We start from the raw sequence: 22,340 nt of genomic DNA, 5'->3' as shown, positions 1-22,340 counted from the left end.
ATTCCGGTCGGGAGACGAGCAGAAACTGCGTTCAGGCGTCGACGTCGTGGTCGGGGTCGTCCTCGACCGACCGCTTCATCGACTTGCGGCGGGACTTGGCGTCGCGACCGGTCGCCTCGAGCAGGAAGTCGTTCTTCCTGTCGACGGCGTCGCCGGCGGCCTCCAGCTCGTCGGGGCCCAGGTCGGCGACGTCGCGCTCGTGGAACTCGACGGCGAGTTTGTCCTTCTTGCCGGAGTAGGAGACGGCACCGGCGACGACGCGCTCGAACACGGGGTTGTCGGGCTCCGCGATGACGAACAGGTCGCTCCCCTTGTACTCCTCGGTGCCTGTGATGGGACCGAAGTACTCCTCGACGGTCGATTCGAGGTCCGGGATTCGTTCCTCGAGGTACTCGCCGCGTCGCATCTTGTACTCCTTCATGGGTGGGTCAATGACAGGGGTCGGTTTACTTGTTTCGTCACTCGTCCGTCTCCGCCAGGTAGCCCCGCTTGCACTCCGGACAGATGTCGCCGGCTCGCAGCGAGGTGCGCGACCGGCTCTCGGCGTTGCCACAGGCCGGGCAGACGAGCTGGGCGTCGGGGCTCGTGCTCGTGCCCTCCGAGGGCGCGGTGACCTCGCTCGCGCTGGCGATGCCGGTGACGCTCTCGCCGTCGGTCGACCGTCCCGGCTCGGGCTCCGCCCGCTCGCGCTCTGGCGCACGTCCGACCGCGTTGTCGACGAACTCGGCGTCGTGGCCCTCCTCGGGTTCGGCGTCCCCGGCGTCGTCTTCGGCCTCCGGTGCGAGGCCGCCGCCGAACTCCACGTCGGCCGCCTCGTCGTCGGGGACCTGTGCGTCGTAGCCGTCGTCGTCGGTCTCGTGCTCGGGCCACGCCGTGGCCTCGCCGGACTCCGGGGCGGCCGCCTGCTCGTGCTCCGGCCACTCGCCGTGGCCACGCTCGTCGTCGGTCGACGACTCCGTCTCGCCGGGGAGGATGACGCCGTCGTCCGTCGTGGGGTCCTCGTGGGGGTCGGCCGAGGACGCCGACGCGTCGGGAGTGGCCTCGGTCGCATCGGCGTCCGTGCCAGCCCCGCTCGGTTCGTCGTCGTCGTCCGTCATGACCATCGCATCCTCCTCCGCGGGGTCGACTGCCGGCTCGTCGGTCGCCGCCGCCGGTTCCTCGGTGGCGTCGGCCGCAGCCGTGTCGGCCTCATCGCCGTCCTCGGCGTCGACGATGATGGCGGCGTCGTCACCCTCGACGACCGCGTCGGCGGCGTCCTCGCCGACGCCGTCCTCGCCGACGCCGTCCTCGCCGATACCGTCCTCGCCGACGCCGCCCTCCACCACCTCTGTCGCCGCATCGTCGACCGTGGTGTCGTCGCCGCCCTCGGTGTCGGCGTGCTGTCCAGTGTCCGCGGTCGTCCCGTCCGCAGCCGTCTCGTCCGCCTCGTCCGCCTCGTCCGCCTCGTCCTCGGTGCTCGCGACCGACGTGACCTCCGTGTTCTCGCTGACGAGGTTCCGGGCGTCGCAGCGAGAGCAGACCTCGTACTCCCGGACCGTCAGCACGACCTCGTTCCCGCGCTCGTCGCGCTCGTCCTCCAGTTCCCTCTCGCTCCAGTCGTGACCACGGAGCGAACACATCAGACCCATTGTGAGCGCCTACCCTGTCCGTGCCTAAAAGGCTACTGCCGCGGCAGTCGGCGTCTGACACGCGTCCGACGCGAACCCGTCAAGCAGGGACAAACATCAAATCGTATCCACGCGAAGTGTGGGGTGATGAAGGCAAAGCGGGAGTACCGGGACCGGGACGAGATCGACGTTTCGGTGCTCGACGCCCTCGTCGACCGCCAGCACGACGGGATGACCGTCTTCGAACTGCGGTCGCACGTCGAGGTCGAGATCGACGCCCTCGAGGACGCCCTGGCCGGGCTGAAGGACGACGGCCTCATCGTCGTCGAACAGCCGTCGGCCTCGCGGACCGTCATCAAGCCTGCCGAGAGGGTCGTCCCCGATCCCGAGGACCTGGAAGACGACCCCTCCCTCGTCGACGAGCTCCGTCGTCGGCTGCCGTTCTAGTCGAGCGCCCGCTCGACGGCGGTCGCGACCTGCCGGGCCCTCTCGGCGAGCGGCTCGGGGACGTGACCGGCCGCGACCGCATCGTCGAGCTCGTCGTCGTCGACCCGTTCGACGGTGCCGTCCCCGTGTCTCACCACGTCGACGTGCAGGTCGACGTACCGGGCCACGTCGGGGAACAGCTCGACGGGCGTGCAGATGTTGACGTAGGTGCCCTTCGATTCCCCCTCCGAATCGCGGTACACCGTCGGGTACCACCAGCGACCCTCCTTCAGCTTCGTGACGGCTGTGTCGCCGGACTCGCGTGGCGTGCCGAGCGCGTCGTAGGTGCCGCCGCCGGTCATCGACCGCTCGACGGTGAGCGTGCCCGCGTCCGGGTCGAACTCGGTGACCTCGCCCCGGCCGAGCGTGAACGCCCGACCCTCGGGCTTGCCGTGGTGGATGCCGAGACGGTCGCCCAGCCGCGGCCCGAAGCCCTCGCTGACGGCGCGGAACGGGAACTCACCCTCGCCGGGGTCGTCGCAGACGGCCTCCACGAAGTCGACGGCGGTGTTGGCCGACCGGGCCGCCGTCTTCACGCGGTGGTGGCCGATCATCGTCGACTCGACCTCGCGCCGGGCCTCGTCCAGCCCGAACCGGCTCTCGCGGCCGAACCAGACCCAGACCGTCGCCTCGCCGTCGGCGACCACCGGGTCGTCGCTCCCGACGTTGTCCTCGATGGGTGGCGCGTCGGCGACCGCCGCGTCGAGGGCCTCGGCGCGTTCGACGGCCCCCGCGAGTGCGTCGCCCAGTGCATCCATCTCGGCGTCCTCGGCGGCACGCTGCCAGCGGAGCCCCCAGCCGTCGGGGACGTCGGCCGAGAGCAGCTCGACCGTCCGGACGAGCTCGGTGGCACGGTCGCCGGGCACGTTCGCGGACGCGCCGGAGCGCCCGCGCGAGAGCTCGACGAGCCCGGTCTGCACCGTCAGCTCGGTCGTCAGCTCGGCGCGGTCGTCGCCCCAGGGCGGCGTCGGGTCGGTCACCTGCACGCGGAGCGCGTCGCCGTCCTCGACGTAGCCGTCGGTCGCGCCGAACGGGAGGAAGCCCTCGAAGTCGCCGCAGTCGACGACCGCGCCGGAGCCCAGCGTCTCCGTGACGACGCCGTCGACGACCGCACCGCGGCCCGCCGGGTCGGGCCACGAGAGCGCGTCACGGCCGACGCCGGTGCAGACCTCGCGGACCGTCGTGACGACCCCGGCGTCCCCGTGGATGCCGACACCCTGCCTGTCGTCGGTCGTCTCGACCGCGGCGGCGTCGGGGACCGCCGCGAGGTCGGCGTCGTGGTCGGCGAACCGACGCTGGATCGGCGGCGACGCCTGCACCACGTCCACGCCGGCATCGAGCAGGAGCTGGGTCAGCGCGGTCGTGTAGATGCCCCGGAGCCGGACCGTCATAGTGCGTCGCGGGTCGGCGCGAACCGCACCCGGTCGTGGACGCTCGGCCCCAGCGTCAGCTCGACGGTGCCGTCGTCGAGCAGTCGACCGTCCTCGATGTAGACGCCCCAGGTGGAAAAGCGAAGCCAACCGCGCATCTCGGCGGCGTGGGTCGTCACGTCGCAGTACTCGACGGTGTGCTCGGGGAACTCGGCCGTCGAGTGCGCCTGGTCCATGTCCGAGTAGACCACGTCGTTCGTCTCGAAGAACTCCTCGAGCGCGGCGGCCGTGTCGGCGACGCGTTCGACGACGCCCTCGGAGGCGGCCTGTAGCTCCTCGGTCGTCAGGCCGACCTCGCGCAGGGCGGCCTGCGTCCGCTGGTCGAAGTGCATACCCGCCGCTACTCGCAGCAGCGTCTTGAACCTGGCCTCCGCCGGCCGGTCAGTCGTCCGCGGGGGTGCCCTGCCAGGAACTGGGAGATTCGGTGGAAGTCGGACGAGAAGTGCGTGGTGGTTCGGTGGTCGGTGCGTCGGTCGTGGGGGATGGGGCGTCTGTCGGTCGTGTTAGTGTCGGTACTGGTTTTCTAAAACCGTCCTCCTCGGTTGGGAGGGGGGTGTAGAGCATTCTCCGGCTGTTCTGGTCTGTCATTACAACGTACACAGGGTTTCTGGTTGATAAGCTACCCCTAATACGGATACTGTGAATCAATGTCATACTAAGATGGACCAGCAATCCTTAAGGTAGGTGCCGACTGCCGTAGGGGGAACCATTACGGGGCCGTTACCCCAACCCGGAGCCAATGAGTCCACGACGGGACCCGATAGAGCGCGCCGCCGACCGCGGGCGGGACCTGTACGAGGTCGCGACCTGGGACCAGCGCAGCGAGTTCGACGGGATCGCCGTCGCGATCTACGAGGGACTCCGACCGGCCGCGCGCTGGGTCGTCATCGGCGTCGCGACGATCATCACGCTCGCGCTCTTTGCCTTCGGCGGCCTCGCCACCGTCTCGAACCCCATCGTCGGCACGTTCGTCCTCCTCTCGCTCGTCCCCGCGCTGCTGCTCGCCGGCTACGTCTACCGGAGCGACGTGACCACGCGCGAGCCCCTGCCGATGCTCGCCGGTACGTTCCTCCTCGCCGTCGTGTTCTCGACGTTCGCGAGCATCGTCAACACGTTCACGAGCGCCGTCTTCGCGAGCGTCGGCCTCTCGACGCAGGGGTTCGTCGGCGGCGTGCTCTTCTTCCTGTTCATCGTCGGCCCGGGCGAGGAGTTCGTGAAGTGGCTCGCGGTCCGCATCTACGCCTTCCGGCGTGCCGAGTTCGACGCGGTCATCGACGGCGCGGTGTACGGTGCCGTCGCCGGCCTCGGCTTCGCCACCATCGAGAACGCCTTCTACATCACCCAGTTCATCGAGGCGACCGGCACCAGCGTCTCCATCGTCGAGGCCGGGTCGAACATCGCCGCCCTGCGCGCGCTCGCCGGCCCCGGCCACGTCATCTACTCCGGCATCGCCGGCTTCTATCTGGGCCTCGCGAAGTTCAACCGCGAGCACTACGGCCCCATCGTCGTCAAGGGGCTCCTGCTGGCCGCGCTGTTCCACGCCGTCTACAACATCACCGTCGGCTACGTCCCCGGCATCATCTCCCTCGTCTCGCCGCTGGACGGCTTCGCCGCCAGCATCGTCTACATCGTCGCCTACGACACCGTCATCGGGCTGTTCCTCTACCGGAAGCTCCGGAACTACAAACGCGCCTACCGGGAGACCGGCGTGCTCGAACACCGGAACCGGGCTGACGACCCCGAGCTCGCCGAGTTCGACAGCCCACCCCGTCGCTGAAGCCGGCTACTCGCCAGCCGTCGCCCGCTCGCCCAGCATGTTCTCGACGTACTTGGCGACGACGTCGACCTCCAGGTGGACCGGGTCGCCGGGCTCCTTCGTCGACAGGTTCGTCAGCTCGTACGTCGTCGGCACGATGGCGACGGAGAACCCCTCGGCGTCCCGCTCCGCGACCGTGAGGCTGATGCCGTCCAGCGTCACCGAGCCCTTCTCGACCACGTACCGCCCGTAGCCGTCGGGCAGGTCGAACGCGAACCGCCAGTCCTCGCCGACCGACTCCACCGCCCGCACCGTCGCCGTCGTGTCGACGTGGCCCTGCACCACGTGGCCGTCGAACCGCCCGTCCGCCGGCATCGCCCGCTCCAGATTGACGGGGTCGCCGACCGCCACGTCCCCGAGGTACGTCTTCGCGACGGTCTCCTCGGCCAGGAACACCTCGAACGTCTCCTCGTCGTACGCCTCGACGGTCAGGCAGACGCCGCTGACGCTGATGCTCGCGCCGTGGCCCACGTCCGAGAGCACCACGTCGCCCGCGATACGGAGGCGACGACCGTCGTCGGCGTCCGTGACCCCGACGATCTCGCCCGTCTCCTCGACGATTCCCGTGAACATTGGCGGTGCTTGGGGTCGGGCACCCAAAACGCTCCCGTTCTCGCGAGACCGAGGCCACACCTACACGCCAGCGTCCAGCTCCTCGTACCGGTCCCGGAACCGCGCCTCGCAGGAGCCACAGCAGAACTGGTAGACGTCGTCGCCGATGCGGGCCGAGGTGCCCTCGCTCGTCACGGTGTTGTCGCACTCCGCACAGGAGAGCGCGAAGTCCACCCCGCCCACGCTCGGCGACCACTCGGAGTCGGCGACGAGTTCGACCTCGAGACCCCGCACCTGCGAGACGTCCACGATACCGTCGAGCCAGCGGTGGACGGCCGCGTCGGGGACGCGGGCGTGGACGGTCACGTCGCCGTCGGCGGTCGTGAACACGTGCTCGGTGGCGTCGGCGGCGCGGAGCGCGGCGGCGACCTCGCCGCTTGCCCCGGGTTCGAGGGCGAGGCGGGCGAGGACGGGCGTGCCGTCGCGGAGCTGCGAGCGGTCGACGTCGACGGTGAACCGGCGGACGACGCCGACCTCCTCGAGCCGCGAGACGCGGTCGGAGACGGCGGGGCCGGAGAGGCCGACCTCGTCGCCGATGCTGGCGAACGAGCGGCGGGCGTCGGCGGCGAGCAGGCGGAGGATCTCGATGTCGGTGTCGTCGAGGTCGCGCATGGACGGGACGACGGGCCCGACGGCGAAAAGCGTTGTGCGGGTCCGACTTTGGAATCGAATGGTCGGTGGCGGCAGAGCCCCGGAATCGAACGTCAGTAGACGAGACCGGAGCCGTAGACGATGAGCGTCGCGTCGACGAGCAGGAGCACGGCGACGACGCTGGCGGCGTAGAGGAAGGGCTTCGCCTGGCGGGCGGGCGAGCGGACCTTCTGGTCGTCGAAGCCGCGGTCGAGCTTGCCGGCGGCGACCTCGACGAGGCCGGTGAGGACGAACCAGAGCGCGAGCATCGCGAGCACGAGGTGACCGCGCGCGCTCCCGGTGAGCGAGTCGACGGTGTAGAGCGTGCCGGCGAGGTGGCCGCCGGTCACGAACAGCAGCGCGGAGCAGCCACGCGAGAGCCAGCGGAACCGCGAGACGATTGCCTGCGAGGGACTGGCGTTGAGCGACCCGTCGAGCGCGGAGGGGAGCAGCCCGAACGCGACGAACAGCACGCTCCCGACCCAGGCGGCCGCGGTGATGCTGTGGATCATCCGGACGACGACGTCGATGGTGGACATGCTCGTCGGTGACGAAGCACGGGACAAAAGGGTTGCCGAAGTCGGCAGGCGGGCGGCAACAGGCGGACCGTCACCCCCTCATCCCGACGGGGCGGGCACCGCGACCCGCTCGGGGTGTCGCCACGCCGTGACGGCGGGGCCGACGTCGGTCGAGACGAGCAGGAGCCCGACGATGCCGACGAACGTCGCCAGCGCGCTCCCGGTGGTGAGTCCGACCGCGGCCGGGACGACGCCGAGCAGCAGTGTGGGCGCGGCGAGGCAGAGCCAGTACGCCGTGCGGCGGACCGGCCGCGTCGGATGCACCGAGCCGTGGACCGGGTCGAACCCGTCGCCGAAGTCGATGCCGGCCTCGACCCGTATCTCGTCCCACGAGCAGCGCCCGACCGTCGCGTAGGCGGCGGCGTGGACGGCCTCGTGGACGACGAACACGGCGGCGATGACGGCGAACTGGAGGAGTTCGCCCGCGGGCAGCACGTCGGCGTAGGTGAGGTACTGGTCGAGACCGTACGTGGCGACGTACGCGCCGCCGACGGCGAGGGCGACGGTCGCGCCGACGGCAGTCGAGCGGGCCGTCCCCCAGCCGTCCTCGTGGCATTCGGGGTCCGGGTCGACGTACATACCCAGGGAGTTGTCCAGCCGGTGGCTTGAACGCCCGGGCACGGTCACGCGTCGACGCCACAGGTGCGGCCGGGGTCCCGACCGCGCTCCCGTCGGTAGTACGCCAGCGCGAGGAGCTGGCCGTACAGCAGCGCCAGCGCGATGGGGAACAGCGCCAACGCCCCGAGCGTCTCGGAGAGGTAGCCACCCTCGACGAGTAGTTCGGCGAGTTCGTTCCCGGCGACGACCGTGACGGCACCGATGTACAGCAGCGGGGAGGCGACCATACTTCGGGCGGACCTGTACAGCGAGCGGCGGCCGGTGTCGGCGTCACGTCGCGTCATCGGACACCCGTACGACGGCTGCCCACTTGGGCGCTCGGCGAACAGAACTTCTATAGGACGGCTGTCAGTTCCCGTCGACCGCGACGACGCGTCCGTCTCCATCGAGCGTGGCGGTCAGGCTGTCGTCGTCGATGGCGACGGTGACGACGAGCTCGCCGTCGGCGTCGTCCCCGGCGGGTTCGACGCTCGCGTCCTCGCCGACGAACGGGAACTCCCAGACGTGGTCCTCGCGGAGCGTGTAGCCGTGGTCGCGGCACCAGCCGGCCACGTCGGGGTCGACGAGCAGCGGGAAGCTGATCGGGCCGACGAGCCGAGCGGGGCAGGTGTCACAGACGGCGCGGAAGCCCGGCTCGTCGGGGGTACCCACGCTGGTCTCGACGCCGTCGTAGCACTGGGTGCAGACGCCGGCGAGCGCCTGCTCGATGGCCTGGAACGCGAGCAGTTCGGCGAGGTCGACCACCTCGGACAGGCTCGCGTCGGTGGCCGCGTTCGCGGGCACGTGCCACGAGAACAGCGGATGCTCCCCGGCGCAGGAGACGACGCACTGCCCCTCGCGGACCGTCGCGACCGCGGGACTGCCACAGAACGGGCACGTGCTGTCGAGTTCGGCCGGCCCGAGCGAGACCGACTCGGTGTAGGTGCCCGCGAGGATGGCCCCGGCGACGCGCGCACCGGTTGCGGTCAGCCGGTAGCCGTCGACGGTCCGCTCGACGAACCGGTCACGCAGCTGGTTGAGGTGGTAGCGGAAGCGTCCCGAGTCACGGACCCCGACCCGCCGGCGCAGCGCCGCGAAGCCGATGGGGGCGTGGCCCTCGGTCCGGTGGTGGTCGGTCAGCGCGTCGAGGATGTCCAGGCGGACCGGGTCGCTCAGCGCGGCGAAGGCGTCGGAGGGCGCTGACTCGTCGTCGGTGTCGTCGGTGTCGCCGGTGTCGTCGGTGTCGCCGGTGTCGCCGGTGTCGCCGGTGTCGGCCATCGCGTCCTCACTCCGTGTCGGCGGCACAGCCGGCACAGAGCAGCTCGATGGTCGCGGTCTTCGAGCCGATGACCGTCTCGAGGTCGTTGACCGGGTGACTGTCGCCACAGCGCTCGCAGTCGGCGGTCGGCTGGGACACCTCGCCGAGGAGGTTCTCCACGTCGAAGGCGTCGTCGCCGAGGTCCGCATCGAGGTCGTCCGCCGAGCCACCGCGCAGGAGCGCGTCCTCGTCCGGCTCGAGCTCGTCCGGCTCGTCGGGCTCCTCGTCGACGACCGAGCGCATCGCCTCGCCGAAGAACTCGCCGGCGAGGTCGTCCGGGAGCCCGGCGTTGCCGTACAGCGTCGAGACGAGGTCCGTCCGGAGGTCCTCGGGCGAGACGCCCTCGCGCCGGGCGACGGCGGCGATGGCGTCGGCCTCGCGCTCGTCGTGGCCGGTGTACTCGTTCGGGTTGTGGACGTAGCGGTCGACGACCGCGTGCAGCCGTCGTCGGACCGTCGCGTCGGCGTCCCAGCGGGCCGGGAACGCCTCGTCGATGCGCTCGACGAGCTCGCTCGTCGGCCCAGCGGGGGCGGGGGCCGCCGCGTCGGCGGTCGACTCGGTGTCCGCGCTCGCGGTCCGGTCCGCGCTGCCCGGTGCCGGGTCGAGTCGGCCGTCGGCAAGGTCACAGAGCACGCTGAGGCTCTCCTGTGACGACGCGGGCTCGTAGCCACGGCAGTCGACGAAGATGCGGTCGATGCGGTCGGCCAGCGCCGCGGGTATCTCGACCTCGACGGCCTCGCCGTCGCGGTCGTCGCGCTGTTCCATCGTCCATCGTCTTGCCCCCGAGACCTATAAATTTCACTGAAGCTGGTCGTGGGGATTGGCCGCAGTGAGTTGCTAGCGGCTATTGGTAGCGGTGAGCGACAGAAGTCGCCGGCGGTCCGTGAAGGTGGTCGACGAGGTGTGGGGGTGGAGCGACGGGTACTGTTATCACGCGTCGTCTGCTAGGAGGATGCAGCATCGGAACCATGTGGACACGAAACCGGGTGCTCGTGCTGGTGTTCGCGGTGACCATCCTGCTGCTCGGCACGACGTTCGTCTCGCCGTCGGTCCAGACGCCACCCGGCGGCCCCGCGGACGACGACGAGGCGCTCGTCACACTCGGGGAGACCGGGACCGACGTCTGGCCCTACGTCAGCAGCCGGCAGGACTTCCGTGGCCGCGCCAGCGCACTCAACCTGCTCGTCCGAGGCAACCCCGAACAGGTGAAAGCACGGCTCCAGGCCGGCGGCGACGGCTGGAACGAGACGGAGCCGGTGTTCACCGAGGGAGAGGACGAGAACCCGCAGTTCGGCAACGACACACGCATCGTCTGGGCCGACGCCGTCGGGGCGAAGCGCTACGTCTACTACGAACACGCGGACGGCGAGGGCACGTGGACGCCGCAGTCCTACCAGCTCCACCGGGGCGACTACTTCGGCGGCCAGTACCACATCCGGGCGTACCAGATCGAGAGCGGAAGCGGCAACTGGACCGCGGTGCAGGCCCACGCCGAGCACTTCGACTGGTTCACGCTGACCCACACCGTCGACAGCCTGGAGGAGGCCCGGATCGACATCGAACGCGACTTCATCGACTCCATGCCGCCCGGCGACGTCCAGCGGGTGTACCACGACAACGGCGACACCCACGACCACGACGGCTGGACGACCATCGTCTACCTGCTCGCGCTCCCGCTGCTCGGCAGCGTCTCGCTCGGGTCGGCACAGTCGACGGCGCGGACCATCTTCGACGGCGTCTGGACCCACCGGACCCGGCTCCGGGTCGCGGTGTTCGTCGGCCCGGCCGCGGTCCTGCTCGGGGTGCGCTTCGCCGGCATCGCCATCGAGAACGCGATGTCGGTCGACCCCAACGCCGTCGTCGCCGCGCTCTACCCCGTCCTCGTCTTCGCCACGCCGGCCGTCGCCTACGTCGCCGGCCGGAACCTCGACCCCGTCGACGGCTTCATCTTCGGCACGCTCGGCTTCGGCACGGGCGTCGTCATCGACTACGGTTTCATCGGCATCCGCGTGCTCCCCATCGAGATCGTCCTCCACCGCGTCGGCCTCGCGGTCGGCGTCGGGCTCGTCGCAGCCGGCGCGAGCTCGTTCCGTGACTTCGAGCTGCGCCGGTCGCTCGTCGCCGGCGGCCTGCTCTGGTACGGGCTCGTCGTCGCGGCCCACTACGTCTGAGCCGTTTCGGTTCCCGGCGTCCCGTCCGCGTTTTCTGTCCCAGCAGTCGTCGGAGCGATTTAACTGGGTCGCGGGCGACGTTCCGGGCATGCACCAGTCCGTGCGTCCCCCGGAACGCCCCGGCCGGCTCGCCAGACGGCACGCTCCGTCGTGGTCCCGGTGGTAGTCGACCTCCGACACGTCCGTCGCATCGCCCGGATGGAGTTCCGTCGAACCCTCCGCAAGCTCGGCGACAGCACCGTGCAGGTCGTCGCGCTGGCGTTCGCCGGCCTCATGTTCAGCGGGATATCGCTGCTCGGCGCGTCCCTGTTCGCCATCCTCGGCCGCGACCTCCGCACCGGCGACCTCGGCGACCTCCCTATCGAGGGTGGACTCGTCGCCGGCGTCCGCGGCGCGGTCGGCCTCGCCGCCGTCGGTCTGCTCGCGCTGGCGACGTTCCGGACCATCGCCCAGCGCGGCGGCATCGACGAACCCGAGACGCTCCTGCTGGCCGCCCGCGTCCGCGACGTGGTCGCCGGCATCCTCGTCGCGGAGTCGGCGAGCTACATCGCGTGGCTGGCCGTCCCGGTCAGCTTCGCCGTCGGCGGCTTCGTCTACGGTGCCCGCGCCCCGCTCGTCCTCCTCGCACTGCCCGTCGTGTTCGTCGGCGTCCTCCTGCCCGCCATCTGGCTCGGCTTCTGTCTGGGGCTCGTCGGCCGCCACCTCGTCACCCGGTACGAGCCCATCGCGCGCAACCGGACCGCCATCGGACTGCTCGCCTTCCTCGCCTACATGGGGCTCATCTTCGGCAACGGCTTCGCCGTGCTCACCGAGGCGCTGTTCGAGCCCCTGCAGTCGACGCCGCTGTCGGGCTACGCGGACCTGCTGTTGCTCGGCGCGCCGAACGTCGACACCTCGCCCCTGTGGGCCGGCGGCGCGCTCGCGACCACCGTCGGCGTCGTCCTCGTCGGGCACGCCCTCGCGGTGCGCCTGGCGAACTACCACTGGTTCTCCGACCCCGCGACCGAGACCGAACACGAGCGCGTCGAGGACGACTCCGGGCTCGCCGTCGGCGACCGCCTCCTCGCGCTCGTCGACCGACCCACCCGGAGCGTCGTCCGCGTGGCCTGGACCCGGACCCGCCGCGCTCCGATCAAACTCATCTACGCGCTCTACCCGCTGTTCTTCCTCATCTCCGACGTCCAGACCATCGTCCGGACGGGGACCATCCCCACCCATCTCCCCTGGCTCCTCGGCCTCTACGTCGCCTGGGCCGTCGCGCTCGCGTTCGCGCTCAACCCGCTGGGCGACGACGGCCCCGCCCTCGAGGCCACACTCACCGCACCGATCTCCGGCCGGCAGTACGTCGTCGGCCACGTCCTCGCCGGCGCGGTCGTCGGGATACCAGCCGCCGTCGTCGTCGTCGGCCCCGTCGCGTTCCTCAGCCCACTCCCCCCCATCGAGGCCGCGGCGGCCGTCGGCGTCGCCATCCTCGGGAGCCTGCTCACGCCACTGCTCGCCATCGGCGTCGGCATGACGTTCCCCCGCTTCGGCAGCGTGCAGGTCGCCGCCAACAAGAACGCCGTCGTGCCGAGCAAGACCGCCCTCGCCGCGTTCTCGGTCGCGCTCGTCACCATCGCCGGCAACGTCGCGCTCGCGACCGACGCCGGCACCCGCCAGCTGCTCGCCGGGCTCGTCAACGGCCTCGTCGGCTTCCTCACGCCGTGGACGCTCGGGCTCGATCCCGCGTGGCTCCTCCCGGTGAGCGGCGTCGTCGTCGCCGCCGGAATCGCCGCGCCGCTGCTGTCGTACGTCTACGCAGTCAATCGGTTCGAGCGGTTCACCCTCTCCTGACTACTGGAACCGCTCCGGCGTGATGTCCGGCAGGCGCTTCCGGACCACCGTGTACGCCAGCGAGACCACCAGCCCCGCCAGCACCGCCTGCTCGATCCAGCCGTCGAAGACGACCAGCCCCGGCAGCGCGAACGCCGCCCCGACGACGAAGTCCTCCGGCGCGCCGTCGTACCTGACCAGCCGTCTCGGCCGGAGCCACCGCCGCTTCGGGTGGACGTACACGGCCTTCTCGCCGGTCGCCTCCCACGGCCGCAGTTCCAGTCCCCCGCCGAGCACGTCGCTCGCGGAGTGGACCGCCGCCGCGATCAGGAAGAGCGCGACGGCGACGGTCGTGGTGGTCGAGTCCACCAGCGCGAGGAGGGCCGCTGGAACGGCCGCGACGCTGTAGTACACCGGGAAGTGCAGCGTCTTGCGGTGGGCTGCCGCGAGGTCCAGGTCCGGGAAGATGCCGCCCGCGAGTGCACCCGTGGCCGCGGCGACGCCGAACTCGGGTGCGACGAACGCGACGACGGTCGCCAGTGCGAGCCCGACGAACGCGTGCGTGGTCGCCATCATTTTGGTGCCTCTAGGGCCTTCGGCGGCAATGAGCGTTTTCGTCGGGGAACGTTCGTGGGTTTGTTTTCGGTGGGCCATCGGAACCGCGGAGCGGTTCCGAGACGGCCGCGCGCCACCCGACTGGTCCGGGACCACCGCCGTCGGACCCGAAACGCCGGTGCCACCAAGTCCCTCCGCGCCCAAGCCGGAGGTATGAGCCTGACACTGTACCAGCTGGAGGGCTGTCCGTGGTGCGAGAAGGTCGCCGACGAGCTCGACGAGCAGGGCCTCGACTACGAGAGCATCTGGGTGGAGGCGCTGCACTCGGAGCGGGACGAGGTCAAGCGCGTCTCCGGGCAGCGGGCGGTGCCGGTGCTGGTCGACGACGAGCACGGCGTGACGATGAACGAGTCGGCGAACATCGTCGAGTACCTGGAGACGACGTACGGGGGCTGACTACTCGGCCCACTCGGCGTCGGCGAGCGTCTTCTGCACCGTCTCCTCGCCGACGGCCGCCGCGAGGGTCTCGAAGCCGGCGCGCTCGACGCGGTCGTCGGCGTCCGCGACCAGCCGGGAGACGATGAACTCCGGCGTGGAGCGGCCGAGCTGGTCGAACCGGGGCTGGTAGTCGACCTCGAGTTCGAGGTCCGGCGTGAGCCCCTCGGCGAAGATGCCGTCGACGCGGGCCTCCTCGGGGAGCGGTTCGAGGTCGTCGGCGAGGTGGGTGACGAACGCGCCGACGGCGTCGCGGTCGACGGTGAGCGTGACGAGCCCGTGGAGCAGGTCGGCGGCGCTCCCGGGCTCGGTGATGGCCTCGAACTCGTCGACGAGCATCAGCGTCCGGCCCTCGCCGGTCAGCGGCGGGACGACCGACTTGAGCGTGGATTCGAGCACGCCGGCGTTGAACGAGGCGTGCCGCCGGTGGAACACCACGTCGTCGAAGGTGGTGAGCTCGGCCGACTCGGCGGGGACGGGCAGGCCCATGTGCGCGAGGACGACGACCTGGCAGACCGTCTCCAGCAGCGTCGTCTTCCCGCCGGAGTTCGCCCCGGTGAGGACCGCGACGCGCTCGTCGCCCGGCGGCGGCGTGAGGCCGTGCTCGCCCAGCGCGTAGCGCACCGGCTGGACGTCGGCGTCGCCGGCGAGCAGGTCCAGGTTGCGGGCTCCCTCGACGGCGACGGTGGCCTCGCCCTCCACGAACTGGGGGCGGGCGAGGTCGTAGGCGGCGGCGAACCGCGCCAGCGAGAGGTCGAGCGCGATGTCGTCCACCGCCGAGACGGCGCGGTCGATGTCCTCGCGGGCGTCGCTGATGGCGTGCTGGAGGTCGACCCGGACCTCGCGCTCGCGCTCGTCGACGGCGGTGGCGAGCTCCTGGGTCAGCGAGCGCAGTGCGGAACCCACGAAGTCCGTCGCGTCGCGGGCGTCCGCCGGAACCGCGTCTCTGATGCGTTCGGCGTCGACCTCGGCCTGGCCGCGGACGTGGTCGACGAACGCGCTCCGGAACTCGTCGGGCGAGCGTGCGCCGGCGTCCCGCACCGCCTCGATGACGTCCACCGCGTTCGCGTCCATCGTCTCCACGGCGGCACGAGCGTCGCGCAGCCGGTCGAGGCGCTCGTCCGCGCCGGGGGCGACACGGCCATCCTCGAGCGCGCCGAGCGCGTCCGCGGCGTCGGCGAGGCCCTCGCGGTCGAGGTCCGCGAGCGGCGCGAACGTCCCCTCGGTCAGCTCCAGTTCGAGCAGCGCGAGCGCGGTCTCGACGGCCGCGAGCTCGCCGCCGCCGGCCGCGTCGTAGTCGGCGAACGCGTCGAGGATGGCCTCGCGGTCGTCCTCGGTGACGGCCTCCCAGGACTCCCGTGCGGTGGTCACGTCGTCGAGTCTCTCCGCCATCGCCTCGCGGTGCGCCAGCGGCGTCAGCACGCGGATGCTGTCGGCGGCGTCCTGCGTGACGGCGTGCCGGCGCGCGAGCTCGATGCACTGCTTGTACACCGAGCGCGTGTCGCCGGTCGCGAGGATGCCCATGCCCTCGCCGCCGCCGGCACGCCGGAGGATGCGCGTCGCCCGACCGCGCGAGAGCCCCGCCTCGGCCAGCGTCCGCACGTCCGCCGACTCGATGGCCGAGACGCTACGCTCGACGCCGAGTTCCGCGACGAGCAGCTCCCGGGTCTTCGGCCCGACGCCCCAGTAGTCTTCGAGTCGCATACCTGCCGGCAGGGCCCCCTCCCCCAAGAGGTTATCCGAAGCGGCCGGAGTGAGCGTCGTCGTCCGGCCCCGCGAGGGGAACACGCCCCGATTCTGCCAGCGCAACGGGAGCGAGGACCGTGAAATCTCGGCCAGCGAACCGGAATCGCTTAAAATATCGGTGAACTCGAGGGATACCTGTCGAGGAAAACGCCACCGTATCCGACTTTCAGAGCGTGAAACTGTGTCGGTTGCTTTATCTGTTTACCAGTCAGACGTCCGATGTATGCAGGACAGTTCCCGCAGAGCAGTCCTCCGCAGTATCGGTACAACGCTCTCCATCGGTGCCCTCGCGTCGGTCCCCGCCGCCGCGACTGACGCCCCCCGGTCGACCGTCCTCGACCGCACGTGGCGCGACGCCGCCGAGTTCGGCGAGCTCTTCGAGTACGTCCCCGCGTCGGCCAGCGATGACCAGTTCGCGTTCGGTGCCATCGACTACGCGGCGATGCGCGAGGCGAACCGCCAGGCGACGACCTCGGTCCCCGTCGCGGGCCTCGAGATAGAGACGGACGCGCTCTCGAAGGGTGTCGTGCTCCAGAACGGCCAGTACGGCGGCTCGGTCGAGCTGCTGGTCCTCACCGGCGACGTGTCCCTCGACGGCGAGGGCGAGACGGTCGAAGGTCCGACCGGCACGGAGTACGAACGCTACGAGCGCGACGAGAACGTCGTCGCGGCCGTCGACGACCGCCTCGTCGTCGCCGCGTCCGACGACCTGCTGACCGACGCGCTCGCGGCGAAGGCCGGCGAACGTGACCGACTGCTCGACGCCAACGAGGGCGTCTCGGACGGCATCGACGCCTTCGGCGACGCCGACACGCGCGCCGTCATGGTCGGCGACGAGATCGGCTACGGCCAGGCGTTCGACGTCGAGCTCCGGTTCTCGGGCTACGCGACGACCGTCCGCGACCCCGATACGCTGGAACGCACCTTCCTGTTCGGCCTCGAGGACGAGTCCGACACCGAACAGCTCGCCGACAGTCTCGAGGAAGACGGCTTCTTCGGCGACGGCGAGGACACCACCGTCGAGACCGACGGCGCGGTCGTCACCGTGACGACGGTCATCGACCTGGCCGCCCGCCGTCGAGCGCGCGAGCACGACAGCCCGGGCGGTCTCCGGGTCGACCGGGAGGACCTCCAGAGCGACGACGAGTACGTCACGGTGGAGGTGACCGACGGCGACCCGACTCCGGTCGACGAGCTCACCCTCGAGGTCGGCGGCGAGACGTACGACCGGGCCGTCTGGGCCGGCGACCAGGAGACCATCGCCGGGGGCGACACCATCCGCTTCCGGGCGGCCGACGTCGAGCCGAACCTCGAGGTCACCATCACCCACGAGCGCGAGTACGGCACGAGTTCGAGCACCACGCACGTGCTCGGGTCGCTCGAGTTCGACTTCGGCTACGCGTTCGACGACCGCCGCCTCGACGTCGAGTACGCCGATACGTTCGACATCGACGGCGACGAGCTCTCCGTGGTCGTCTTCGAGGGACAGCAGTGGTGGCGTCACGACGCGGACGACGAGACGCGGACCGAGAGCCCCTGGACCGACGAGACCGTCACCGAGGGCGACACGGCGTCGCTCGCCGACGTCGACCCGGGCGAGACGGTCGTCGTCACCTACGGCGGTACCGAACCCCAGGACGGCATCGCGTACTTCCGGCCCGACCCGCCGGGCGAGGCGACCGTCGAGTACGACTTCGAGGCCCGCTCGATGACCGTCACGCTCGACCTCTCGGAACCCCGGCCGGCGGCGGAGTACAGCGTGCTCGTCGACGACGAGCCCGTCGAGTCGGGCTGGAACGACACCGTCGAGACCGGGGACAGCGTGACCGTCGAAGACGTGGCCGTCGGGACGACGGTCGCCGTCGTCTGGGGCGAGAACGACGCCGTCATCGCGTCCGAACGGGCCGTCCCGGAGATCGAACTCGAACTCGACGTCGGCGACGAGATCGAGCTCCGACACGCCGGCGGCGACGCCGTCCCGGCCGAGGAGCTCGCCGTGCACGTCTGGAACGGCGACCGCACCGTGGTCCCCCTCGCCGACGCGGTCGACGGCGCGTTCGAGTCGGGCGACACCGTCGCACTCGACGTCGAGACGGTCGAGTACGTCTCGCTCATGTACGACGACCGGTACTACGTCGGCTACGCCTCGGCCCGGTCCCGGTAGCCACCGACAACCGACAACGCCGGTACGGTTTTTTCCGCGCCCCACGTAGCCCGAGGCATGACGGACGCCTTCGACGGTGCCGACCGCATCGACACCCACGCACGGTCGTACCGCTACTACCGAAACGCGGTCGAACGCCACTGGGACCCCGCCGATGTCGACCTCTCGCAGGACCGCGTGCACATCGCGGCCCTCGACGACGACACGTTCGACCAGCTCAAGGGGGTGCTCGCGCTGTTCGGCGCGGGCGAGGAGGCCGTCACCGAGGACCTCGCCCCGCTCGGGGTCGTCCTCTCGGACCTGAACGACCAGCTGTTCGTCACCACCCAGCTCTACGAGGAGGCCAAGCACGCCGACTTCTTCAACCGCTACTGGTCGACCGTCATCAGGCCGGAGGAGGACAGCCGCGGCAACACACGGACGAACCCCCGCGACCCGAACTGGTACTCCGACGCCTACGTCGAGCTGTTCGACCGCACCGAGGCCGCCATGCACCGGCTGCTGACCGAGGACACGCCCCGGACCCGAGCCGAGGCGTACTGCCACTACCACCTCACCATCGAGGGCATCCTCGCCCAGACGGGCTACTACGGCATCCAGACCTCCTTCGACGGCAGCGTCCCCGGTGTCCCCGAGCTCCCCGGCCTCGTCGAGGGATTCGGGAAGATCCGCGCCGACGAGGGCCGCCACGTCGGCTTCGGCATGGCCAAACTCGAGGAGCTCGTCGAGTCCGGCGCGGTCGACCCCGATCACATCACCGAGCTGACGACGGAACTGGCGATGCTCACCCAGCAGGCCGTCTCCGACGCCGCGAGCGAGGACCGGACCGGCATCGGCCCCGACGAACTCGCCGAGTACGCCGCGACGAAACACAGCGAACGCATGACCCAGATCATCGACGAGGACGTCCCGATCCCCGACGTCGAGGAGCTGGTGGACATCGAGAACGAGTGAGGGCAGGCTCGCTGGCTGTTCGCGACGGGAGGATCGGCAAGCAGTGGGCCGAGGAGCGCGGAGCTGCTACCGAACACCGCACCGCGTCCACATCCCCGGCCCGTTCCGGGACCACAACGAACTTCGCGAATCCGCCCGACCCACGACCATGGACGCGACGGAGGCGGAGACGGCCTGTTTCGAGTCGGGCATCAAGTTCGGGACGCTGTACCACCAGTTCGCGGGGACGCCGGTCTCGCCGGATTCGGCGGCGAGCCTGGAGACGGCGATGGCGGAGGCCATCGAGAACCAGCCCCACTGCGTGGACGTGACGGTGGACGTGCTGGCGGACGAGATCGCCGCGGCGCTCGCGGAGCAGTCGGCGGACTACCTCGAACTGACGGGGCGGTTCATGGAGGTCGAGATGGTCGTCGAGTACGAGGGCACCCGTGTGGAGACGAGCATGTCGATGGAGGGTGACTACCCGATGATGCGGGTGGACAGCGTCAAATGAGGTACCTGGAGGACCTCGAATCGGGCGAGACCCACGACCTCGGGACGTTCTCGCTCACCGCCGACGAGATACGCGCGTTCGCCGAGGAGTTCGACCCGATGGCGATGCACACCGACCCCGAGGCCGAGGAGCCGTTCGGCGGGCTGGTGGCGAGCGGCTACCACACGCTGGCGGCGGCGAACCGGGTGGTCGTCGACGAGTTCCGGTCGGCGGTCGCAGGGATCGCGGGGATGAGCATCGAGAACCACCGCTGGCACGCGCCCGTCTATCCGGACGAGGAGCTGGCGGTCGAGCTCGAACTCGCGGAGAAACGCGCCTCGGCGGGGCGGCCCGGGACCGGCGTCATCCGGGAGCGGGTGCGGGTCACCCGCGAGGGCGAGGACGGCCGGGAGCCGGTGCTGACCTACGACAGCGTCGGGCTGGTGCGCCGGCGCGAGGACTGACGGACGGAGTATAGCGTTCCGGTTCCGCTGAGCTATCCGGCCGCGAGGGAGCCCGAGGCCGCCGGTTTCACTTTCACTTTCAGGCAGGTACTTAACCACCTCCCGCTCGAACCGTGAGCCATGAGCCAGTCCACCCTGAACGACGACGAACTGTTCGGCGAGGCGGCCAGCGAGATGCGCGAGGACGTCGAGGAGTCGCTCGCGGAGGCGTGGGACGAACTGCCCGACCCGGACGATATCTGGGAGACGGACGCCGACAACGTGCTGGGCGTGCTAAACGGCCTGCGCTCCGCGCTGGACGTGGGCGACGCCGAGGACCACCTGCGAGACGCGAAGAAGTGGTTCACGATGGGCCAGCGCGCCGACGCCTTCGACGACGCCGACGACCTCGAGGAGGAGATCGAGGAGCTGGAGGGCGTCATCGAGGACATCGCCGCCGCCGGCGACCAGGTCGGCGACCTCACCTCCACGATTCCGGGCCTCCGGAGCACGCTGGAGGAGGCCGCCGGTGACGACGACGAAGACGACGAAGACGAGGAGTAGTCCCTACACCGACCGCTGCTTGATGCCGTCGACCAGCGCCAGCAGTTTCTCCGCGGCGTCGTCCAACACGGCCTCGCCACGCTCGGCGCTGGCCGCGCTCGGGTCGCCGACGTTGCCACTCTCGGCGAACTCGCTGAAGTCGTAGGCGACGTTCACGCCTGCAATCCAGTCGCCGAAGCCGTCGCCAGCGCCCGCTGCGGCCTCGTCGAACCGGTCCGCGTGCACGAGGTCGCTGTCGATGGCTGCGACGACGCTCGTCTCGACGGGGCCGCCGTGGCCCAGCCCGTCGAGCAGGTCGTCGTCGACGGTGTCGAACCACGTGAACGGCACCGCGTAGGCCGTCCCGTCACGGGTGACCCGCGCACAGACCTCCCGCACCGCGGCGGTGTTCCCGCCGTGACCGTTGACGACGACGACGTACTCGACGCCGTGGTGGGCGAGGCTCTCGATGGTCTCGCGAACGTACGCCCGGAACGTGTCCTCGCTGACCCAGAGCGTGCCGTCGAACTGGCGGTGCTCCTCGGCGATCCCCACGGGGACGACCGGGGCGACGAGCGGGTCATCGGCGGCGGCGTCGGCCGCTCGTGCCGCGATCTCGGCGGCGCTCATCGCGTCGGTTCCCAGCGGTGCGTGTGGCCCGTGCTGTTCGGTGCTGCCGACAGGGAGGAAGGCGACGTCGGCGTCGGCGTCGCGAACGTCAGTCCACGTGGCGTCGGTGAGCTGCATACCGGGACCGACGGACGGTCGGGTCTTGTATCCGCCGTCTCCGTGTCGGGCGTCGTCGGCTGCGGGCCGGCGACCACCCGTCGCTCACTCGGGTGAGACTCGCCGGAGGTAGAGCGCGACGCCGACGAACCAGACGATCGCCGACCCGAACAGGAGGAACAGGACCTCGAACTGCTCCGCGACGGCGGCCGAGCCGACGACCGCCGCGAGGAGGAGGGCCAGGAGCACCATCCGGAGGAACCCGAGCGTCTTCACGACCTCCCGTATCGTCCCGACGTCGACCTGGACGCCGTCGTCGTCGACCGTCCGTGGGCGGACGACGAACGTGAAGTCGCGGAGTCCGAGACGCGCTGCCGAGAACTTCCGCTGTCTGATCCGCCAGCCGTCCTGGTACTGCGGCGGCAGCTCGTGGAGGTACACCAGGACGTAGTTGTATCGATCGCTCTGGGACGGGAGCCGGTGGTCGAACCGCTGCATCCGGCCCCGGTTGAAGTCGGTCACGAACCGGATGCCAATCGCGCCGTTGACGACGATTTCACAGCCACTCGACTGGGTGCCGAGGGCGACGACGTCCTCCTCCCACTCCGTCTCGGTTCCGGTGTTGAGATCCCGCTCGATGTGCTCCCGGAGTCGTCTGACCGGGTCGCCGTCCGGGAGACTGCCGCGGTCGGCCCAGGACCTGACACTATCGACCACCGACTCGAACGTCTCCGGCCCCTGTCCCTCATCGGTCGGGACCATGGGGGAGGGAGGACGACTCGGGGCTCCGCCCATCGCGGGGGGCATTGCCGGTTGGACGTCGATGGGAGGTGCTGACCGGGTCGTCCGGCCGCCAAGTCTCCTCGAGAGTGAGACGCATCACGTGAGAGATTAACGAGGGACCGACAAAAAGGATTCTCTCAGACTGCTCTGGCGACCGGCCGCCCGGTGTCCGTCCCGCGACCGGCTCACGCCCCGCCGAAGTCGTCGGTGAGGTGGAACCGCCAGGCGTCGAACCCCGAGCTGCACTCGGGGCTGGTCTTCAGGTGGTCCATGAACCCTGCACCCGGGTTCGGGAGCGTGGCGTCGCAGAACGGGCAGGTGTTCTCGTCGGTCCAGTTCGCGGTGGGCGTGCCGACTGACATACAACAGTGTTCTCGCGCATCACGTATGAACCCCGCCTAC

26 protein-coding genes are annotated in these 22,340 nt (G+C 70.4%); 10 read left to right on the top strand and 16 right to left on the bottom strand.

Annotation, left to right across the window (positions count from 1 at the left end; translation table 11 throughout):
• Window positions 1–31: 31 nt before the first annotated feature.
• Together NO345_RS07835 and NO345_RS07830 are read right to left on the bottom strand one after the other, a co-directional pair.
• Window positions 32–421: a DUF5611 family protein gene (locus tag NO345_RS07835; RefSeq protein WP_256298077.1), complete on the bottom strand. Its 390-nt coding sequence runs from the start codon at window positions 419–421 to the stop codon at window positions 32–34.
• Window positions 422–458: 37 nt separating this feature from the next.
• Window positions 459–1,628, bottom strand: coding sequence for a DUF7093 family protein (locus NO345_RS07830; protein ID WP_256298075.1), 1,170 nt, complete (start codon window positions 1,626–1,628; stop codon window positions 459–461).
• Window positions 1,629–1,754: 126 nt separating this feature from the next.
• Between NO345_RS07830 and NO345_RS07825 the strand changes: the two genes are divergently transcribed.
• Window positions 1,755–2,054 carry a DUF6432 family protein gene (locus NO345_RS07825; RefSeq protein WP_256298073.1) on the top strand — a complete coding sequence of 100 codons (300 nt, stop codon included), beginning with the start codon at window positions 1,755–1,757 and terminating at the stop codon, window positions 2,052–2,054.
• Here NO345_RS07825 and NO345_RS07820 read toward each other — a convergent pair.
• Both NO345_RS07820 and NO345_RS07815 read right to left on the bottom strand, forming a co-directional pair.
• The gene (locus tag NO345_RS07820; RefSeq protein ID WP_256298072.1) at window positions 2,051–3,484 is read right to left on the bottom strand and encodes a ribonuclease FAU-1 family protein; all 1,434 of its coding nucleotides are present in this window, start codon (window positions 3,482–3,484) and stop codon (window positions 2,051–2,053) included. The genes NO345_RS07825 and NO345_RS07820 overlap by 4 nt on opposite strands.
• The gene (locus tag NO345_RS07815) at window positions 3,481–3,855 is read right to left on the bottom strand and encodes a DUF7532 family protein (protein ID WP_256298070.1); all 375 of its coding nucleotides are present in this window, start codon (window positions 3,853–3,855) and stop codon (window positions 3,481–3,483) included. Before NO345_RS07815 ends, NO345_RS07820 begins: the two co-directional genes overlap by 4 nt.
• 407 nt (window positions 3,856–4,262) lie before the next feature.
• Here NO345_RS07815 and NO345_RS07810 point away from each other — a divergent pair, with 407 nt between their 5' ends.
• Window positions 4,263–5,300 carry a PrsW family intramembrane metalloprotease gene (locus NO345_RS07810; protein ID WP_256298068.1) on the top strand — a complete coding sequence of 346 codons (1,038 nt, stop codon included), beginning with the start codon at window positions 4,263–4,265 and terminating at the stop codon, window positions 5,298–5,300.
• Window positions 5,301–5,306: 6 nt separating this feature from the next.
• On the opposite strand, the gene NO345_RS07805 is transcribed toward NO345_RS07810, so the two are convergent.
• The 7 genes from NO345_RS07805 to NO345_RS07775 all read right to left on the bottom strand — a co-directional run bounded on the left by NO345_RS07805 (window position 5,307) and on the right by NO345_RS07775 (window position 9,839).
• Entirely contained in the window at window positions 5,307–5,912 is a 606-nt protein-coding gene (locus tag NO345_RS07805; RefSeq protein ID WP_256298066.1) for a riboflavin synthase, read from the bottom strand.
• 60 nt (window positions 5,913–5,972) lie between these two features.
• The gene (locus NO345_RS07800; protein WP_256298064.1) at window positions 5,973–6,563 is read right to left on the bottom strand and encodes an AsnC family transcriptional regulator; all 591 of its coding nucleotides are present in this window, start codon (window positions 6,561–6,563) and stop codon (window positions 5,973–5,975) included.
• Between the two features lie 92 nt (window positions 6,564–6,655).
• Window positions 6,656–7,120 carry a CopD family protein gene (locus NO345_RS07795; protein WP_256298062.1) on the bottom strand — a complete coding sequence of 155 codons (465 nt, stop codon included), beginning with the start codon at window positions 7,118–7,120 and terminating at the stop codon, window positions 6,656–6,658.
• Window positions 7,121–7,198: 78 nt separating this feature from the next.
• Window positions 7,199–7,738, bottom strand: coding sequence for a DUF3267 domain-containing protein (locus NO345_RS07790; protein ID WP_256298060.1), 540 nt, complete (start codon window positions 7,736–7,738; stop codon window positions 7,199–7,201).
• Between the two features lie 44 nt (window positions 7,739–7,782).
• The gene (locus NO345_RS07785) at window positions 7,783–8,061 is read right to left on the bottom strand and encodes a hypothetical protein (protein ID WP_256298058.1); all 279 of its coding nucleotides are present in this window, start codon (window positions 8,059–8,061) and stop codon (window positions 7,783–7,785) included.
• 64 nt (window positions 8,062–8,125) lie between these two features.
• Window positions 8,126–9,034, bottom strand: coding sequence for a winged helix-turn-helix domain-containing protein (locus NO345_RS07780; protein ID WP_256298056.1), 909 nt, complete (start codon window positions 9,032–9,034; stop codon window positions 8,126–8,128).
• Window positions 9,035–9,041: 7 nt separating this feature from the next.
• Window positions 9,042–9,839: a hypothetical protein gene (locus NO345_RS07775; protein ID WP_256298055.1), complete on the bottom strand. Its 798-nt coding sequence runs from the start codon at window positions 9,837–9,839 to the stop codon at window positions 9,042–9,044.
• Between the two features lie 203 nt (window positions 9,840–10,042).
• On the opposite strand from NO345_RS07775, the gene NO345_RS07770 reads away from it, so the two are divergent.
• Window positions 10,043–11,245 (top strand): hypothetical protein, encoded by a 1,203-nt coding sequence (locus tag NO345_RS07770; protein WP_256298053.1) that lies wholly within the window; start codon window positions 10,043–10,045, stop codon window positions 11,243–11,245.
• A 159-nt stretch (window positions 11,246–11,404) separates the two neighbouring features.
• Complete coding sequence (locus NO345_RS07765) at window positions 11,405–13,078, top strand: hypothetical protein (protein WP_256298052.1); 1,674 nt, start codon at window positions 11,405–11,407, stop codon at window positions 13,076–13,078.
• Here NO345_RS07765 and NO345_RS07760 read toward each other — a convergent pair whose 3' ends face one another.
• Complete coding sequence (locus tag NO345_RS07760) at window positions 13,079–13,633, bottom strand: metal-dependent hydrolase (protein ID WP_256298051.1); 555 nt, start codon at window positions 13,631–13,633, stop codon at window positions 13,079–13,081.
• Between the two features lie 192 nt (window positions 13,634–13,825).
• Between NO345_RS07760 and NO345_RS07755 the strand changes: the two genes are divergently transcribed.
• Window positions 13,826–14,068 (top strand): glutaredoxin family protein, encoded by a 243-nt coding sequence (locus NO345_RS07755; protein WP_256298050.1) that lies wholly within the window; start codon window positions 13,826–13,828, stop codon window positions 14,066–14,068.
• Here NO345_RS07755 and NO345_RS07750 read toward each other — a convergent pair whose 3' ends face one another.
• Window positions 14,069–15,811: a MutS-related protein gene (locus NO345_RS07750; RefSeq protein WP_256298048.1), complete on the bottom strand. Its 1,743-nt coding sequence runs from the start codon at window positions 15,809–15,811 to the stop codon at window positions 14,069–14,071. It abuts the gene before it with no gap.
• Window positions 15,812–16,076: 265 nt separating this feature from the next.
• Here NO345_RS07750 and NO345_RS07745 point away from each other — a divergent pair, with 265 nt between their 5' ends.
• From NO345_RS07745 to NO345_RS07725, 5 genes are all read left to right on the top strand, one after another.
• Complete coding sequence (locus tag NO345_RS07745; protein WP_256298046.1) at window positions 16,077–18,017, top strand: hypothetical protein; 1,941 nt, start codon at window positions 16,077–16,079, stop codon at window positions 18,015–18,017.
• A 57-nt stretch (window positions 18,018–18,074) separates the two neighbouring features.
• Window positions 18,075–18,971, top strand: coding sequence for a ribonucleotide-diphosphate reductase subunit beta (locus NO345_RS07740; protein WP_256298044.1), 897 nt, complete (start codon window positions 18,075–18,077; stop codon window positions 18,969–18,971).
• Window positions 18,972–19,119: 148 nt separating this feature from the next.
• On the top strand, window positions 19,120–19,464 hold the full coding sequence (locus tag NO345_RS07735) for a dihydroneopterin aldolase family protein (protein ID WP_256298042.1): 345 nt from the start codon (window positions 19,120–19,122) through the stop codon (window positions 19,462–19,464).
• Window positions 19,461–19,907, top strand: coding sequence for a MaoC/PaaZ C-terminal domain-containing protein (locus tag NO345_RS07730; protein WP_256298040.1), 447 nt, complete (start codon window positions 19,461–19,463; stop codon window positions 19,905–19,907). The genes NO345_RS07735 and NO345_RS07730 overlap by 4 nt, the downstream gene beginning before the upstream one ends.
• Window positions 19,908–20,027: 120 nt before the next feature.
• Window positions 20,028–20,450: a DUF5790 family protein gene (locus tag NO345_RS07725; protein ID WP_256298038.1), complete on the top strand. Its 423-nt coding sequence runs from the start codon at window positions 20,028–20,030 to the stop codon at window positions 20,448–20,450.
• Window positions 20,451–20,453: 3 nt separating this feature from the next.
• On the opposite strand, the gene NO345_RS07720 is transcribed toward NO345_RS07725, so the two are convergent.
• From NO345_RS07720 to NO345_RS07710, 3 genes are all read right to left on the bottom strand, one after another.
• Entirely contained in the window at window positions 20,454–21,176 is a 723-nt protein-coding gene (locus NO345_RS07720; RefSeq protein WP_256298036.1) for a creatininase family protein, read from the bottom strand.
• An 84-nt stretch (window positions 21,177–21,260) separates the two neighbouring features.
• A complete protein-coding gene (locus NO345_RS07715) occupies window positions 21,261–21,917 on the bottom strand; it encodes a hypothetical protein (protein ID WP_256298034.1) in 657 nt (218 codons plus the stop codon).
• A gap of 206 nt (window positions 21,918–22,123) precedes the next feature.
• Window positions 22,124–22,300, bottom strand: coding sequence for a DUF7501 family protein (locus NO345_RS07710; RefSeq protein WP_175526433.1), 177 nt, complete (start codon window positions 22,298–22,300; stop codon window positions 22,124–22,126).
• Between the last annotated feature and the right edge of the window lie 40 nt (window positions 22,301–22,340).

The organism is Haloarchaeobius salinus (assembly GCF_024464185.1).
GTDB classification, from domain to species: Archaea; Halobacteriota; Halobacteria; order Halobacteriales; family Natrialbaceae; genus Haloarchaeobius; species Haloarchaeobius salinus.
This window is presented reverse-complemented; position numbering and strand designations above follow the sequence as displayed.

Excerpts from the sequence above, each read along its gene's own strand:
- NO345_RS07825 (WP_256298073.1), top strand. The coding sequence starts at position 1,755 with ATGAAGGCAAAGCGGGAGTACCGGGACCGGGACGAGATCGACGTTTCG.
- NO345_RS07715 (WP_256298034.1), bottom strand. The coding sequence starts at position 21,917 with ATGGTCCCGACCGATGAGGGACAGGGGCCGGAGACGTTCGAGTCGGTG.
- NO345_RS07830 (WP_256298075.1), bottom strand. The coding sequence starts at position 1,628 with ATGGGTCTGATGTGTTCGCTCCGTGGTCACGACTGGAGCGAGAGGGAA.
- NO345_RS07730 (WP_256298040.1), top strand. The coding sequence starts at position 19,461 with ATGAGGTACCTGGAGGACCTCGAATCGGGCGAGACCCACGACCTCGGG.
- NO345_RS07820 (WP_256298072.1), bottom strand. The coding sequence starts at position 3,484 with ATGACGGTCCGGCTCCGGGGCATCTACACGACCGCGCTGACCCAGCTC.
- NO345_RS07800 (WP_256298064.1), bottom strand. The coding sequence starts at position 6,563 with ATGCGCGACCTCGACGACACCGACATCGAGATCCTCCGCCTGCTCGCC.
- NO345_RS07805 (WP_256298066.1), bottom strand. The coding sequence starts at position 5,912 with ATGTTCACGGGAATCGTCGAGGAGACGGGCGAGATCGTCGGGGTCACG.
- NO345_RS07810 (WP_256298068.1), top strand. The coding sequence starts at position 4,263 with ATGAGTCCACGACGGGACCCGATAGAGCGCGCCGCCGACCGCGGGCGG.
- NO345_RS07775 (WP_256298055.1), bottom strand. The coding sequence starts at position 9,839 with ATGGAACAGCGCGACGACCGCGACGGCGAGGCCGTCGAGGTCGAGATA.
- NO345_RS07735 (WP_256298042.1), top strand. The coding sequence starts at position 19,120 with ATGGACGCGACGGAGGCGGAGACGGCCTGTTTCGAGTCGGGCATCAAG.
- NO345_RS07785 (WP_256298058.1), bottom strand. The coding sequence starts at position 8,061 with ATGACGCGACGTGACGCCGACACCGGCCGCCGCTCGCTGTACAGGTCC.
- NO345_RS07770 (WP_256298053.1), top strand. The coding sequence starts at position 10,043 with ATGTGGACACGAAACCGGGTGCTCGTGCTGGTGTTCGCGGTGACCATC.
- NO345_RS07725 (WP_256298038.1), top strand. The coding sequence starts at position 20,028 with ATGAGCCAGTCCACCCTGAACGACGACGAACTGTTCGGCGAGGCGGCC.
- NO345_RS07815 (WP_256298070.1), bottom strand. The coding sequence starts at position 3,855 with ATGCACTTCGACCAGCGGACGCAGGCCGCCCTGCGCGAGGTCGGCCTG.
- NO345_RS07720 (WP_256298036.1), bottom strand. The coding sequence starts at position 21,176 with ATGCAGCTCACCGACGCCACGTGGACTGACGTTCGCGACGCCGACGCC.
- NO345_RS07835 (WP_256298077.1), bottom strand. The coding sequence starts at position 421 with ATGAAGGAGTACAAGATGCGACGCGGCGAGTACCTCGAGGAACGAATC.
- NO345_RS07745 (WP_256298046.1), top strand. The coding sequence starts at position 16,077 with ATGCAGGACAGTTCCCGCAGAGCAGTCCTCCGCAGTATCGGTACAACG.
- NO345_RS07790 (WP_256298060.1), bottom strand. The coding sequence starts at position 7,738 with ATGTACGTCGACCCGGACCCCGAATGCCACGAGGACGGCTGGGGGACG.
- NO345_RS07760 (WP_256298051.1), bottom strand. The coding sequence starts at position 13,633 with ATGATGGCGACCACGCACGCGTTCGTCGGGCTCGCACTGGCGACCGTC.
- NO345_RS07755 (WP_256298050.1), top strand. The coding sequence starts at position 13,826 with ATGAGCCTGACACTGTACCAGCTGGAGGGCTGTCCGTGGTGCGAGAAG.
- NO345_RS07710 (WP_175526433.1), bottom strand. The coding sequence starts at position 22,300 with ATGTCAGTCGGCACGCCCACCGCGAACTGGACCGACGAGAACACCTGC.
- NO345_RS07795 (WP_256298062.1), bottom strand. The coding sequence starts at position 7,120 with ATGTCCACCATCGACGTCGTCGTCCGGATGATCCACAGCATCACCGCG.
- NO345_RS07750 (WP_256298048.1), bottom strand. The coding sequence starts at position 15,811 with ATGCGACTCGAAGACTACTGGGGCGTCGGGCCGAAGACCCGGGAGCTG.
- NO345_RS07740 (WP_256298044.1), top strand. The coding sequence starts at position 18,075 with ATGACGGACGCCTTCGACGGTGCCGACCGCATCGACACCCACGCACGG.
- NO345_RS07780 (WP_256298056.1), bottom strand. The coding sequence starts at position 9,034 with ATGGCCGACACCGGCGACACCGGCGACACCGGCGACACCGACGACACC.